We start from the raw sequence: 14094 nt of genomic DNA, 5'->3' as shown, positions 1-14094 counted from the left end.
CGTGACTAAGGATTTGCGTAATACCCCTGATAACCACAGCGACGCTGACACCGCTGACCGCACGGTCGTCGCCGTTCTTTATGGTGGCCAGTCCACTGAGCACCCCGTGTCGTGCATCTCGGCGGGTGCGATTATGTCTCACCTCGACCCGGAACGCTTCACCGTTGTTCCCGTCGGTATTACCGAGACTGGAGCATGGGTACCCAACCACCTGCCTGTACCAGAGTTAATCGAGCAACTCAAAGCCGATGGCTCTCACATGCCAATGGTTCAGGATTCCGCAGATCACGTGCAGCTCATCATCGGAGATAAGCCGGGTGAGATTCGGTATGTCACCGGTCAGCAAACCGGTGAACTCTACGCTCACGTAGACGTGGTCTTTCCCGTGCTGCATGGGATGAACGGCGAGGACGGCACTATCCAAGGGTTCCTGGATCTCATCGGGGTTCCATATGTCGGCAATGGTGTGCTGGCCTCGGCAGCCGGTATGGACAAAGTCTTTACCAAGAAGCTCGCCCGCGAGGCGGGAATTCCCGTTACCCACGAGTTGGTTCTTTCTCACCGTCGGGAATTGACCGCAGAGGAAGAGCAGGCCTTAGGGCTACCCGTATTCGTGAAACCAGCCCGCGGTGGCTCATCCATCGGAATTTCCAAAGTGAACACCTGGGACGAGTTACCCCAGGCCGTGGACGCGGCTTTCGCCCATGATCACAAGGTGATCATCGAATCAATGATCGTGGGTTCCGAGGTTGAATGCGGAGTGCTGCAGAAGTCAGACGGTAGCCTTATCGCTTCTCTGCCGGCGATGCTTGAGGGCACCGAGGACGGCGATGAAGGCTTCTACGGATTCGACGCGAAGTACGTGGATAATACCGTTTCCGCGACCATTCCAGCCGAGTTGGATCAGCGGACTATTGAAGAGATTCAGCGCTGGTCGATCACTACTTTCGAAGCCCTAGGATGTGAGGGCCTGGCTCGAGTTGATTTCTTTGCCACCGATAAGGGGCCAGTATTCAACGAGATCAACACGATGCCCGGCTTCACACCGATTTCGATGTATCCACAGATGTTCCAAGCTTCGGGTGTGGGCTACGGAGAACTTCTGAGCAGTCTCATTGAACGAGCCTTAGTCAGTCAGCGCTCGAAAATCTCATAGTTACTCATACGCGCTTACTCGAACCTCTCCTACTGGAATTGTTCTCCAGGGAATTGCTCTCTCTCGCAGTTTTCTTTGGCTTGGGGTGGGGCTTTGGTCTCCACGGGGGGTTAGTGAACTGGATTTAGTTGGCCGATGTGTGAGATTTCATAGTCTTTTCAATCACCGTACTTACGCCGGAAATCACCGCATTGCCGGCGTTACTTGGCATGGACACGGCAACAATTTGTTCGTGGCTCAGGGCATACCATACGCCCGTCGTAGAACCCTGGTTCACTGTTGGGTCAGAGAACCACGCCACGGAATCTACCTGGCTGATATGTTCACCGGGCTTATAGCTTTTCGGCAACGTCGCACCGCATCGGATGACCACCGGCTCGGCCAGATCCGAGGAGAGGTACGTTGCGGACAATTGTGGAGCATCCTCACGCTCAGTCCTCACGTAGCCTTCGAATTCATGTGGTAATTCTCGGAGGAACTTAGTGCAGGTCGGGGTGGCGTCGGAAATGGGGGAGACCATCGTGAGATCAGAGAGAGGATAAGGACCAGGCTGAGGCTTCGCACCAGTGAACGCGGCGGCAGGTTTACCCAATGCCTCCAGGTCAGGGGCGTGCTCACTGGATGTTGTGATAGCCAAAGAAGGGGTGGAGCCCACGGAATACCACGTGCGCATAGTGGAACTTGGAGTCACATCGGCGATCTCAAACCACGTAGCACCACCGGCATCGGTTGTGCTCGATAACACGGTGTATTGGTTAGGGATTCGCACACCACACCGGACACTGAGTTCTTCCCCCGATTCGTCACGGAAAGCAGCGGCACCGGCAGGTGCAGGATCCATAACACCCACAGCACGGAAATGCTCCATCTTATCCGGCAGAGCATCGATATAGTCAGAGCACTCTTGGGATTCAGCCTCGGGAGCATCGACAGGCCCCATCGAAACGGGAGTGTATGTCTGGCGCTCCATCACAGTGTGCGCACCCACGAGAACCGCGATGACAAAAAGCACAGCAAGTATGAGAGACAGGATCACGACGGTACGCGGGGTAGTGTTATCTGAGGCCTGCTTAGTCATGTTCACATATCTTAGTAACGAAGCGTGACACGATGCACCGGCCCATACCGCCTGAAAACAGAGCGCTTTCACAAAAGTCTTACTGAATACTGAGAAACACTGGTTAGAGGAGTTGTGAGCAGTCCATGTCAGGTCATCTCACCGTTGCGGAGGCAGGCGAATCAGCAACCATAGCTGCCATTCAAAAGGCAGCCCCGAGTTCGCTCAATGGCGATGATGCGGCCGTATTGCATCCCACCTCCTCTAACTCACGGCACGTGTGCACCACAGACGTCCTAGTATGCGACCGCCATTTTTCCTTCCTCTATTCCACCGCCTATGAGGTTGGAGTGAAGGCAGTTTCCCAGAACTTTGCTGACATCCAAGCTATGGGTGCGCGCCCGACTGCTATTTTGTTGGGAATAGCCACGCCTGGTGACACGGATTTAGGGGTGATATCTGACCTTGCTCGGGGAATCAACGACGCAGCCCAACCGTGGGGAGCAGAGCTCGTCGGAGGCGACGTGGTGCTCTCGACTGACCTGGTGCTGTCAATCACTGCTATCGGCGAGCTTGGAGGCCCAGCCGCTGCTCTGACTTTGGGAGGCGCGGGCGTGGGGCACCGGGTTATTGCCTCCGGACCAATCGGCTATTCTGCTGCTGGCTTAGATATATTGCGCCATTACGGCAGCAGGGAGGCTATCCCAAAGGAGGATGCTATTGCGCAGGAGTTGGTGCAGTGGCACTGCGCTCCGCGGCTGGAAGTGGAGCGTGGAACGGTCGCACGAGCCGCAGGTGCGAGTTCCATGACGGATAACTCTGATGGGTTGGTGAGGGATCTGTCGATGATCGCCCAACGTTCAGGCGTGCGCATCGATCTGAACCGATCGGCGATTACTCCAGATTCCACACTGCTCCACGCCGCGGAGATTACGGGCGTTGATCCGTGGGAGTGGGTGCTAACCGGTGGTGAAGACCACACACTCATCGGCACAACTGATGCGCGCTTGCCAACAACATACCGCCCTATTGGTATGGTTCGTTCACGAGTTGCAGGGGATGAGACAACCCCTTATGTCACAGTGGACGGTGTGCGTCCGGCATACACGAAAGGTTGGGAATCGCTCCGATGACTGTTTCTTCTGATCCTTTCTCAGGGGCATCTGCTGATCTTCCTTCCGGAGATTCTTCTGCCCTTTCCTCCCGTTCAACGAGATATGCGCAGTCGACTGCGCATTCGACACCGACGTCACCTCGTCTGCGCCCACACTCTTTTTCTGCAACTGTGGAAAAGAGGGCAGACGAACTAATCGGACAGATTCATCCTGACTGGCAGTTGCCGAATCTACGTTTTGTACTCTGCAAGGCGCTGGCAGAAGCGGAGCGAGGGGTGCATGTGCTTCCCGCTCAGGAAAATATCCTGCGGGCATTTCGTATGGCTCCCGAAGATGTGAGGGTGCTGATCGTGGGACAGGATCCCTATCCGACCCCTGGACACGCGGTGGGGCTATCTTTTTCTGCTGAGCTGCCCGCCGGAGAGCGCTTACCGAAATCCCTGGCCAATATATTCGCCGAATATCAAGATGATTTGGGACTATCTCGGCCACACAGCGCAGATCTATCCCCATGGCTAGATGAAGGCGTGATGTTGCTCAACCGTGTGCTGACTGTTCGTGCAGGAAAGCCCGGTAGCCATAGAAACGGTGGTTGGGAAGAGATTACTGAGGCAGCCGTGCGACAAGTGGCGGCAAACGATAAGGTAGCGGCGATTCTCTGGGGGCGTCCAGCACAGCAATTAGGAAAAATTATTGGACTGGACCGTTGTGTCATGTCTTCCCATCCTTCGCCTCTGTCAGCATATCGAGGTTTCTTTGGATCCAGACCATTCACCAAGGCGAATCAAATTCTGACTGAACTGGGCGCCGATCCCGTCAACTGGGATCTCACCCGTTAGGCTGGAGCATATGACAAAGAACCTCGACGGCCCCCTTATCGCGCAATGGGCGCGCCGGGCCGCCGCAGGCTTGCGGGAACGCCAGGCAGAGATCAATAGCCTCAATGTGTTTCCTATTCCGGATTCCGATACCGGTTCCAACATGGCGCACACTATGACGCAGGCTGTGGCGTTTACGAGAGATTCTGATGAGAGTGATACCTCGACTCTCACCGCAGCGCTCGCTAGCGGTGCCGTTCGCGGTGCGAGGGGTAATTCAGGAATGGTGTTATCCCAGGTATTGCGCGCATTGGCGGATACTGCAGCTCATGGACCTGTGGATGGCACAGCGGTTGCACAAATGCTCAGCAAGTCTGTGGACTTCGTGAAACATTCCATCGCCTCTCCGGTGGAGGGTACTATTCTTACCGTGTTGCGTGCAGCAGCTGAAGGGGCACATCAGGGGAGAAACTCTCTGATTGAAACCGTACAGCGAGCATTAGACGCCGCTGAACGCGCGCTGGAGCAGACCCCAAAACAACTGGATGTGCTGGCCAAGGCCGGTGTGGTGGATGCTGGCGGTTGTGGCTTGGTTGTGATTCTTCAGGCTCTATTGGACACGCTCACACATGAGGACAGGCACCGTGAGCCAAACAGGGAAGCGAGGGTCGGTGCCTCCCAGCGTATGAAGGAAAACTGCGCAGAGCCTCATGCTGAAGAGGGCGTGAATGCGGACAGCATCTACCATGATTCTTTCGCCGCGCCGGATGCTTTTCCTGATACTGACGGCTCTGATGCCACAATGATGGACACTGCACCATCGATGGAGATCGAGGTCATGTTCATGTTCGATGCTACAGGGAAGCCGCATGCTATCCGCGAGCTACGTGATTTTTTGGACAATGCGGGGAATAGTGTGGTGATCGCCCACGCTGGTGACAGCGTGGTGAAGGTGCACGTGCATACGCGGCGAGCGGGTGCCGTCATCGAAAAGGCTTTTAGCCTAGCGCGCGTGTTTGATCTCCGCCTTGAGGTTTTGCCCGGCTCCGAACTCCCGCAGACGCCGATCATCGCTCTGGCTCCATCGGGTGGTGCCGCGGATGTGTTTGAGGGAGCCGGCGCGATTGCCGTGGACTTAGATAAAGCTGATGATCGTGAGATCAATGATCTTCTGGATATGGCCAGCATGGGTATGGTGATTGTGCTGACAAACGGGAGGGACGCCTCGGCTTTCATGGATCGTGGACGCCCCGTTGCTGTGTTGGACACCCGCTCTTTGGTTGGTGGATTGGCAGCCCTGGCTGTGCACGACCCGCATAATGATTTTGACGATGACCTTGAGGAAATGGTGGATGCAGTATCCATACAGCGCTGTGTGGAGACTACCGCAGAGACAATGGCTGAGGATTTGGATGCATTATTGACCGAAGGCGGGGAGCTGGTCACCCTGTTGTGGTCATCCCCAGAAGTCAGTGACGCGCAGATCGAACAACTACGTGCTCGCGTCGCACAACAATATCCGGACGTCGAACTGCATGACTATCGGGCTGACGGCATGGGGGCTGCGGTGGAGATCGGAGTCGAGTAAGTGCTGGGCTGGGAGGACACACGCCCGCTGTCGCTGTTCATCACCCCGGATCGGGCGCGCAAGCTCGCCGATAAGCCAAAACTGGGCACCATTTCCGACGCAGTATTGAATTTCCCCACGAAATATGTGCGTGCCGGAAGTGCACAAGCCTTGGACATCCTGGAAGAGGGGGAGATGTACACATGCGTGGCAGAAATCCTCAGCGTCAGTGAACGTGAAAATCGTTCCGGCCGAGGGCCACGCAGTATCGTGACTTTTCGCTTTACCGATGGTGCCGCGACTATGGAGTCGGCCCTGTTTGGCAATCCGAAGTTGCATACCGCTGCGCTGACGCAGGGGAGCATCGTGCTGCTCTATGGAAAATTGAGTCGCTATAGGAATAAATGGCAGCTGAAAAACCCGAGCTATGTATCGGTCTATCCAGCAGAGGGAGCCCGATTCGGAGCCTTTGGCCCCCTCAAGACAATCGTGGATGTGGCTGGTTCGCAAGCTCAGGCCCAAGAGTTACTGACGAGGCCGTGGTTAGCGAGTTATGGGCGGAAGGCCGGAACATCAACAGCTGAGCTCATCGGCGTGATGGACAAAGTATTGCGTGGAATGGGGCACCCGACGGAAGTCTTGCCTTTGCCACATGTGGGGTCAGGGGTGCCAGATTGGCCGGTAGATTCAGCGGGAGAGCCGCTCATTGCCTTTGACGAGGCGCTTCGTGACATTCATCAGCCCCCGCCGGAGGGACCCTGGGCGGCTATCAACCGGCTGAAATTTAACGAGGCACTTGAGCTGCAGTTGGTCATGGCGTTGAGACGTGCCGACGCAGAAAAACGAACGGCTCGAGCAATCGTCCCAGTTGAGAATGGGGTGGCGTCGCAATTGAAGTCAACGTTGCCTTTTACTTTGAGCACGGGACAAGAAGACGCTCTCTCCACAGTCACTGCCGCGCTGAACAGCACTGATCCGGCATCGTTGATGCTGCAAGGGGATGTGGGGAGCGGCAAAACTATCGTCGCACTATTGAGTATGCTTCACGCCGTTGAAGCGGGTTTTCAGTGCGCTTTTATCGCCCCCACCGAGGTACTTGCGGCTCAACATGCGCGGACTCTCACCACTTTGCTGGAGGGAACGATGGTAGGAGTGACGTTGCTCACTGGTTCACAGAAGATCTCTGAGAAGAAGGCGAATTTGCTGAATATCGTGAGCGGCCAGTCAGACATTGTGGTGGGTACTCATGCGTTGATCCAAGATTCAGTGGAATTCAACAATCTGGGTTTTGTGGTTGTGGATGAACAGCACCGGTTTGGCGTGCGACAGCGCGATAAGCTGCGTGAAGAATCTCCGCCAGACAAAACCCCGCACATGCTGGTGATGACCGCAACTCCCATCCCACGAACCGTCGCGATGACGATGTTCGGAGACCTGACATCGGTGCGTTTGTCTGGAATGCCTGCGGGACGAGGACGCGTGCACACTTCGGTGGTGCCGGCATGGAAGCCTCGGTGGGTGGAGCGTATGTGGCAGCGCATGGCCGAAGAAATTCACGCCGGGCGCCAGGTCTATGTGGTCGTTCCCCGGATCGATGGTGAGGGAGGCGTAGAGGACTGGGCGGAACGTATACAGAGTTTTTACCTTCCTCCGGACTCTTCGATCGCTGTTCTGCACGGTCGAATGGCCAGCGAGGAGAAGGACGAGGTGATGAGGTCCTTTAATGCGGGGCAGATTGATGTACTGGTCGCCACAACTGTGATCGAAGTGGGTGTGGATGTGCCGAACGCCACGATGATGCTCATCGTCGATGCTGATAGTTTTGGCGTGTCACAACTGCACCAATTGCGCGGGCGCGTAGGTCGTGGCACTGAGGACGCTGTGTGTCTTCTGCACACTACGGCGTCAGAGTTCACACCCAGTTTCCAGCGATTAGAAGCTGTGGCCACCACTCACGATGGTTTTGCTTTGGCGGAATTGGACTTACAGCAGCGTACGGAAGGTGACATCTTGGGACAGCGCCAGTCCGGTTCGGCTGGACGGCGCTCTACTCTGCTGCATCTCGTGGAGGATGAGGCGATTATTGTTGAGGCGCGGCGTTATGCTCATGATTTGGTGGCTTATGACGAACTGTTGGCCCGATCTCTGGTGGCGAACTTGGAGATTGAGGAGCAGGAGTATATCGAGCGCAGCTAGGCTAGATTCATGAAGATTTACGCACCATTTGCAGGGGTTGTTCGCTTCCTGGTGGCTGATGGCCAGACCGTGGAGACCGGTGACCAATTGGCTGTAGTGGAAGCCGTGAAACTAGAAGCTCCTGTGTTAGCGCCGGGGCCGGGCGTGGTTCAGCGCAGTATCCACGAAGATTTTGTAGATGTAGCCGGAGGAGATGAGATTCTTCGTCTGGGGGAGAAGTAGGCTGTCGGTTATGACTCGTATTATTTCCGGCACTGCCCGTGGCCGCAATATCAAAGTGCCTCCGGAAGATACGCGCCCTACGACTGACCGTGCGCGTGAGGGGCTGTTTTCCTCTCTTCAGGTTCGTTTTGGTTTTGAGGGGGAGACGGTGCTCGATCTTTTCGCGGGATCCGGTGCGCTAGGTCTGGAGGCAGCCTCGCGTGGTGCTGAAGAGGTGACGCTGGTCGATAACAACCGCAAGGCGGTGGAGGTTATACAATCCAACGCAAAAATTGTGGGGCATCCGAATGTGCGTGTGGTTCAATCGCACGCGTCGACTTTTATCGCAGGGGCACCGCGGGGCCACTACAGCATGGTGCTTGCGGATCCGCCGTATTCTCTTTCTGACGATGCAGTCGTGGAGATGTTGAATGCTCTGGTTCCCCTTCTTACTCACGACGCAGTGATTGTCGTCGAACGCAGTTCTCAGTCCCCCGAGACTGCGTGGCCGGAAGGATTTGAGCCTACGAACCAAAAACTAAAAAAACGTACGTATGGATTGACTCGTTTCGATATGGCTATTTGGCGCGGATAATGCCTGTGGCTGGCCGCGGCCGCGGCATATAGGTTGGCCTGCTCGCATTGACGAGTACACTGTTGCGCATGCATGTTGTCTGCCCCGGATCTTTCGATCCTGTCACTTTTGGTCACCTGGACATTTTCACCCGCGCGGCTGCGACCTGGGATCAGGTCACTGTTTTGGTGACCTATAACCCTAACAAGAGAGGGTTGTTTACTGCAGAAGAGCGTGTGGACTTGATTCGGCGTTCCTTAGAAAGCCTTCCCAATGCCCCGCAGAACGTCACGGTGGACACGTGGGATCGATTGTTGGTGGATTACCTCACGGAAAACAACATTAAGGCTATGGTGAAGGGGCTGCGCAGTTCCCTTGATTATGAATATGAATTGCCGATGGCTCAGATGAATCAGCGACTGTCCGGCGCTGAGACCTATTTTCTACTGACGAGCCCGGAATATGGTTATGTCTCTTCTACCTTGTGCAAGGAAGTGGCCAAGTATGGGGGCGACGTGACGGGTCTTCTGCCTGGCCCGGTGGTGGAGGCCGTTCAGAGAAAATACGCCGCATGAGAGGCTCAACAACTGGTGGATAGCCTTTGTGGATAGCCTTGTGAGTCGGCGTGTGCGTGAATTGATCGAGCGGGGAGGGGTTGGCGTAACGATTGCGGGTAGTCACACGTGTAACACGCGTGTCTTTCAGCCACATAGATATCTGTTAATGCAATAGTGGAGGGCATGTATAAGACTTTCCAGGGTATGGATGACCTTCAGCAGATGGTTGAGCAGGCATATGGCGTGCCGATGACCGCTAATTGCATGGTGCCTCGCCGCGAAGTTTTGGACATCCTCGATGAGATGCGCAATGCCATTCCGATCGAAATGGACGATGCGCAGGACGTTCTGGATCACCGCGACAACATCGTGGCTGATGCCCAGGATCAGTCCGATGCCATGATTAGCGACGCAGAGGCCGAGCGTGACGCCATTTTGGCTGATGCTCGCGCCCGTGCCGACGAGATGTTGCGTGACGCTGAAGACCGAGCAGCTTCCACGGTCTCCCATGCTGAAACTGAGGCTGATCGTTTGGTGTCTGATGCCCGCCGAGAGTATGACCAAGTAACCAGCCGAGCAGCCGCAGAGGCTGAACGTTTGGTTACTTCCGGTAACGAGTCTTATCAGCGGTCGGTTGATGAAGGCATTGCCGAACAACAGCGATTGGTATCCGAGTCTGAAGTTGTACGCAAAGCCCAGGCAGAGGCTCAGCGCATTGTGGAATCCGCACACGCCGACTCCGACCGTCTCCGCACCGAGTGCGATCGTTATGTGGACTCCACCCTGGCAGAATTCGAAAATTCACTGACGGACACCCTGCGCACCGTGAACCGAGACCGAGCAGCCCTACGCAAAGGAGCTGGTGCTTCTGGCTACCGCCCAACGAGCGGCCAGAATCACTGACGCACCGTTGATCACAGTGTGGCCAGGCCGGCTACCGTTCCTCGTGTCGAGCGGGTAAAAACGAGGCTATGAGCAACCCTTTTGTCATCCCTGTTGGCGATATTCCCAACGGATCCCTGGAGAGAATCAGCAATTCCGGACCTTCCCCCGTTCGATGGGGAGGGCAAATGCTGGCTGTTGAGGAAGGCACGACCGTCGATGTCGAAGCCACTGTTAACAATCTGGGCGAAGCGTTTATGGTTCAGGCGACGGTGTTCGGCGAGGCACACGGTACGTGCGCACGCTGCCTGCGGTCGTTGAACCCTCAACTCAAAGTGTCTATTAGTGAGGTCTTTGGCACTACCCCAGATTTCATTCAGGGTGACGAGGGGGACGATGACGAAGAACCGCCGTTAGTGGTGGATAATTCGGTGGATATCTCGCAGTCCGTCCTCGACGAAGCGGGCTTGAATGCTCCTTTTTCTCCAAGCTGTGACGACTTTCATCTCGACTGCGAGGAAGACACTCCAGTTCCGGATGGCGTCTTGGAGGAACAGTCTGAGGACGTGGATCGAATAGATCCACGATGGGCTGGACTAGAAAAATTCAAGGATTTGAAGGGCGAGTAATTTTCAGTGGCTAGAAAACGTCGTCTCACCGGCGAGGCAGCTTTGCATGCCGCCTACAACCGTTCCGATCACGCTCCTTTACTCGATGCGTGGGGAGTATCCCTCAGCGATGACATCCTTCGTCTCGCGTTAACGCACAGATCCTTCGCAAACGAGAACGATAACCTTCCAAACAATGAGCGTTTGGAATTTCTTGGCGACGCCGTTTTGGGTTTGTCTGTCGCTGAGCAGCTCTATGTCCAGTTCCCAGACCGCACAGAGTCGGAGATATCCAAAATGCGAGCTGCCGTGGTGAACATGTATGCCCTGGCGGATGTCGCCCGCGAGTTGCAGATTGGCTCTTATATCCTGCTCGGCCGTGGCGAGATGCGTACCGGTGGTGAGGACAAGGATTCGATCCTCGCAGATACGGTGGAAGCGATTCTGGGTGCGATTTATTTGGAACATGGTTTTGCGACTGCGCGCGAGACAGTGCTGCGCATTTTTGGTTCGCGAATTACCTCTGCACCATCCGTGGGGCTGACCATGGACTGGAAGACCGTGCTGTTGCAGACTCTCAGCGAGAAAAAGATTTCCAGCACGCCGGAATACTCTACGGAAGAAACCGGCCCGCAGCACGCGCTCACTTTCGAGACAACATTGACCGTTGGCCCTTCTCTGTATTCGCGTGGCACCGGCCGCAATAAGAAGGAAGCAGAACACAACGCTGCGAAAGCAATGGTCAGTCACTTGAAGTCTATTCATGCCCGAACTTCCTGAAGTTGAGGTGGTCCGGCGGGGCTTAGAAAAATACGTGGTCGGTCGAGTGTTTGACGGCGTGGAAGTGTTGAGCCCGCGTGCAGTTCGCTGCCATGTAGGGGAACCGCTTCCCAGGCTTCTCTATGCCGCCACTGTTGTCTCTGTGCGTCGCCGGGGCAAATTCCTCTGGTTGGAGTTATCGCAAGACCCCAACGCTGATACGGGATTGACGTGCAATGAGCGCCTAGCGCTTGTAGTTCATTTGGGCATGAGCGGACAGATGCTGGTGACAGAACCGGATCAAGTGGCATCGAGTCACTTACGCATTCGAGCCCGGCTCAGCTGCGCACCGTCGCGGCGCGGTGGTGGATTGCTGTCCCCGGGGTTCGGTGACAGGTTGTCGCCAACACGTTCCGATGATGGACTAGAGCATAACGGTTTGAACGATCTCAATTTCGTCGATCAACGCACCTTTGGTCGCTGGGAAGTTGTGCCCATGGTTGACGATCCGTTCGGTGAATATGAGGCAGTACCTACGTCTGCGACTCATATTGCGCCTGACCCCTTGGAACCACACTTCGATATAGCTTCTGTGGTGGAGAAGATAGCGTCGAAGCGGTCACCCATCAAGAGTATTCTCCTCGATCAACGTGTGATTTCAGGGATCGGCAACATTTACGCTGATGAAGCCTTGTGGTTGTCAGGAATCCGACCAACAAGAAAGCCCGAGAGGATAAGTAAACGTCGCGTCGAAAAAACTATTCGTGCGGCGGAAACAGTAATGCGCAAGGCTCTGGCAGCGGGGGGTACGAGTTTTGACTCTCTCTATGTGAACGTCAACGGGGCTTCAGGGTATTTTTCGCGATCACTCAATGTATACGGGCGCGAGAATGAGCCATGCCGGCGGTGCCAGACGCCAATCAAGCGAGTAGTGTTGTCCGGTCGCAGTAGCCACTACTGTCCACGGTGCCAAAAGTAGACCCGGCAGGCAGGTGCAGTTCAGGCGGCCAAAATACACGCGGGTGCTAGAAAATGCGATGACTACGGTACTTTTAGCGCATGCAAAGTATCGAACATTTCCTTACAGTGGATATCAATAACAATCTGGGGAAGGTCATCCCATTCCTCCTGATTGGCGCTGGTGTCTACTTTGGTCTGCGCACCATCATCGTGCAGATTCGCATGTTCCCAGACATGGTTCGTTCCTTGAAGGACAAACCTCATCCAGATAGCTCTGATGCTGAAATCTCAGCATTCAAAGCGTTCACCATTTCTGCAGCATCGCGTGTAGGCACAGGCAACGTCGTGGGCGTGGCTATTGCAATTTCCGTTGGAGGTCCGGGGGCTGTGTTCTGGATGTGGATGGTCGCCATCATCGGTGGTGCTACTGCATTCGTGGAGTCAACCCTAGCTCAGCTGTGGAAATCTAAACACGACGGCGCGTATGTAGGTGGACCGGCGTACTACATGACCCGAGGACTCAATGCTCGCTGGTTGGCCGTCATCTTTGGTATCGCCATTACCATTACTTACGGCCTGGTGTATAACGCTGTACAGACAAATTCCATTGTCGAAGCAGTGAATACTTCTTTAGGGGGAGAAACTTCCAACTCGCTGCGTGTCATCATTGGACTGGTTTTAGCGATCCTGACTGCGTTCATCATCTTCGGCGGAGTAACACGCATTGCTAACGCAACGCAGGTGATCGTTCCTTTTATGGCTGGTGCATACATCTTCATTGGCGTGATTGTGTTGGCTCTGAACATTGGCGAGATTCCTGGAATGTTCGCGGACATCGTGGGGCACGCGCTGGGCTTGAAGGAGATCGCTGGCGCAGGCATCGGTGCTGCATTCATGAACGGAATGCGACGCGGTCTGTTTTCTAATGAGGCCGGGCAGGGTTCTGCCCCCAACGCTGCTGCTACGGCTTCGGTATCTCACCCTGTTAAACAAGGCTTAGTGCAAACTTTGGGCGTCTATTTCGACACCCTGGTGGTGTGTTCCATCACAGCGTTCATCATTTTGCTTTCCCATCCGACAATCGGTGAATCCATGCAATCGGCCAACCTCACGCAACAGGCTTTGGCCTCTGAAGTAGGCCGTTGGGGTATTCACTTTGTCACCTTTATTTTGTTCTTCCTAGCCTTTTCTTCTGTGCTGGGCAACTACTACTTGGCTCAGGCCAATGTGGAGTACTTCACTAGAAACAAGAACGCGATCATTGCTTTCCGCATACTTGTGGTGCTCTGCGTATTTGGTGGTGCGGTTGGCACAGTCCCTATCGTGTGGGCACTGGCGGATACTTTTGCAGCAACCATGGTCATCATCAACTTGATCGCTATTGTTCCTCTAGCGGGCGTCGCGGTGAAGCTACTCAAGCACTTTTCGGCGCAGAAACACCAAGGTTTGGAGCCTGTTTTCCACCGGGACGACATGCCAGAGCTCAAGAACGTCGAATGCTGGGACGGGTCTGACCCCGTGACCACCCGCGAGTTCTGGAATGACGCAGTCACACCACGCTCAACAACTTCCGGTGGGGAGTCCTAGTAACCAGCTCAGGTTGGTGTTCTCCACCGCTTCCTGACCACCCCAAGCTCTGCGGAT

At 55.2% G+C, this 14094-nt stretch carries 14 protein-coding genes; 13 read left to right on the top strand and 1 reads right to left on the bottom strand.

Annotated elements, in window-relative coordinates; all coding sequences use genetic code 11:
* Positions 1 to 13: 13 nt before the first annotated feature.
* On the top strand, positions 14 to 1156 hold the full coding sequence (locus GP473_RS05650) for a D-alanine--D-alanine ligase family protein (RefSeq protein WP_185770710.1): 1143 nt from the start codon (positions 14 to 16) through the stop codon (positions 1154 to 1156).
* Positions 1157 to 1280: 124 nt separating this feature from the next.
* Here the strand turns inward: GP473_RS05650 and GP473_RS05645 are convergent, their stop codons facing one another.
* Complete coding sequence (locus GP473_RS05645; protein ID WP_185769952.1) at positions 1281 to 2234, bottom strand: DUF3515 domain-containing protein; 954 nt, start codon at positions 2232 to 2234, stop codon at positions 1281 to 1283.
* A gap of 125 nt (positions 2235 to 2359) precedes the next feature.
* Between GP473_RS05645 and GP473_RS05640 the strand changes: the two genes are divergently transcribed.
* The 12 genes from GP473_RS05640 to GP473_RS05585 all read left to right on the top strand — a co-directional run bounded on the left by GP473_RS05640 (position 2360) and on the right by GP473_RS05585 (position 14037).
* Complete coding sequence (locus GP473_RS05640; protein WP_185769951.1) at positions 2360 to 3346, top strand: thiamine-phosphate kinase; 987 nt, start codon at positions 2360 to 2362, stop codon at positions 3344 to 3346.
* Positions 3343 to 4167, top strand: coding sequence for a uracil-DNA glycosylase (locus GP473_RS05635; RefSeq protein WP_185769950.1), 825 nt, complete (start codon positions 3343 to 3345; stop codon positions 4165 to 4167). The genes GP473_RS05640 and GP473_RS05635 overlap by 4 nt, the downstream gene beginning before the upstream one ends.
* 10 nt (positions 4168 to 4177) lie before the next feature.
* Complete coding sequence (locus tag GP473_RS05630; protein WP_186276677.1) at positions 4178 to 5734, top strand: DAK2 domain-containing protein; 1557 nt, start codon at positions 4178 to 4180, stop codon at positions 5732 to 5734.
* Positions 5735 to 7909 (top strand): ATP-dependent DNA helicase RecG, encoded by a 2175-nt coding sequence (locus GP473_RS05625; RefSeq protein WP_185769948.1) that lies wholly within the window; start codon positions 5735 to 5737, stop codon positions 7907 to 7909.
* 9 nt (positions 7910 to 7918) lie between these two features.
* Positions 7919 to 8131 carry an acyl-CoA carboxylase biotin carboxyl carrier protein subunit gene (locus GP473_RS05620; RefSeq protein ID WP_185769947.1) on the top strand — a complete coding sequence of 71 codons (213 nt, stop codon included), beginning with the start codon at positions 7919 to 7921 and terminating at the stop codon, positions 8129 to 8131.
* A gap of 10 nt (positions 8132 to 8141) precedes the next feature.
* The gene (gene rsmD, locus GP473_RS05615) at positions 8142 to 8705 is read left to right on the top strand and encodes a 16S rRNA (guanine(966)-N(2))-methyltransferase RsmD (RefSeq protein WP_185769946.1); all 564 of its coding nucleotides are present in this window, start codon (positions 8142 to 8144) and stop codon (positions 8703 to 8705) included.
* Between the two features lie 68 nt (positions 8706 to 8773).
* On the top strand, positions 8774 to 9259 hold the full coding sequence (gene coaD / locus GP473_RS05610) for a pantetheine-phosphate adenylyltransferase (RefSeq protein ID WP_185769945.1): 486 nt from the start codon (positions 8774 to 8776) through the stop codon (positions 9257 to 9259).
* Between the two features lie 165 nt (positions 9260 to 9424).
* Positions 9425 to 10144 carry a DivIVA domain-containing protein gene (locus GP473_RS05605; RefSeq protein ID WP_185769944.1) on the top strand — a complete coding sequence of 240 codons (720 nt, stop codon included), beginning with the start codon at positions 9425 to 9427 and terminating at the stop codon, positions 10142 to 10144.
* 68 nt (positions 10145 to 10212) lie between these two features.
* Positions 10213 to 10752, top strand: coding sequence for a YceD family protein (locus tag GP473_RS05600; protein ID WP_185769943.1), 540 nt, complete (start codon positions 10213 to 10215; stop codon positions 10750 to 10752).
* A 6-nt stretch (positions 10753 to 10758) separates the two neighbouring features.
* Positions 10759 to 11511, top strand: a complete 753-nt coding sequence (gene rnc, locus GP473_RS05595) for a ribonuclease III (RefSeq protein ID WP_185769942.1) — start codon at positions 10759 to 10761, stop codon at positions 11509 to 11511.
* Positions 11495 to 12469 carry an Fpg/Nei family DNA glycosylase gene (locus GP473_RS05590; RefSeq protein ID WP_186276676.1) on the top strand — a complete coding sequence of 325 codons (975 nt, stop codon included), beginning with the start codon at positions 11495 to 11497 and terminating at the stop codon, positions 12467 to 12469. The genes rnc and GP473_RS05590 overlap by 17 nt, the downstream gene beginning before the upstream one ends.
* A gap of 80 nt (positions 12470 to 12549) precedes the next feature.
* Positions 12550 to 14037: an alanine/glycine:cation symporter family protein gene (locus GP473_RS05585; RefSeq protein ID WP_185769940.1), complete on the top strand. Its 1488-nt coding sequence runs from the start codon at positions 12550 to 12552 to the stop codon at positions 14035 to 14037.
* Positions 14038 to 14094: the final 57 nt, after the last annotated feature.

Source organism: Corynebacterium anserum (assembly GCF_014262665.1).
In the GTDB taxonomy this organism is placed as follows: Bacteria; Actinomycetota; Actinomycetes; order Mycobacteriales; family Mycobacteriaceae; genus Corynebacterium; species Corynebacterium anserum.
This window is presented reverse-complemented; position numbering and strand designations above follow the sequence as displayed.

Excerpts from the sequence above, each read along its gene's own strand:
- rsmD (WP_185769946.1), top strand. The coding sequence starts at position 8,142 with ATGACTCGTATTATTTCCGGCACTGCCCGTGGCCGCAATATCAAAGTG.
- GP473_RS05590 (WP_186276676.1), top strand. The coding sequence starts at position 11,495 with ATGCCCGAACTTCCTGAAGTTGAGGTGGTCCGGCGGGGCTTAGAAAAA.
- GP473_RS05645 (WP_185769952.1), bottom strand. The coding sequence starts at position 2,234 with ATGACTAAGCAGGCCTCAGATAACACTACCCCGCGTACCGTCGTGATC.
- GP473_RS05620 (WP_185769947.1), top strand. The coding sequence starts at position 7,919 with ATGAAGATTTACGCACCATTTGCAGGGGTTGTTCGCTTCCTGGTGGCT.
- GP473_RS05600 (WP_185769943.1), top strand. The coding sequence starts at position 10,213 with ATGAGCAACCCTTTTGTCATCCCTGTTGGCGATATTCCCAACGGATCC.
- GP473_RS05640 (WP_185769951.1), top strand. The coding sequence starts at position 2,360 with ATGTCAGGTCATCTCACCGTTGCGGAGGCAGGCGAATCAGCAACCATA.
- GP473_RS05630 (WP_186276677.1), top strand. The coding sequence starts at position 4,178 with ATGACAAAGAACCTCGACGGCCCCCTTATCGCGCAATGGGCGCGCCGG.
- GP473_RS05635 (WP_185769950.1), top strand. The coding sequence starts at position 3,343 with ATGACTGTTTCTTCTGATCCTTTCTCAGGGGCATCTGCTGATCTTCCT.
- coaD (WP_185769945.1), top strand. The coding sequence starts at position 8,774 with ATGCATGTTGTCTGCCCCGGATCTTTCGATCCTGTCACTTTTGGTCAC.
- GP473_RS05585 (WP_185769940.1), top strand. The coding sequence starts at position 12,550 with ATGCAAAGTATCGAACATTTCCTTACAGTGGATATCAATAACAATCTG.
- GP473_RS05605 (WP_185769944.1), top strand. The coding sequence starts at position 9,425 with ATGTATAAGACTTTCCAGGGTATGGATGACCTTCAGCAGATGGTTGAG.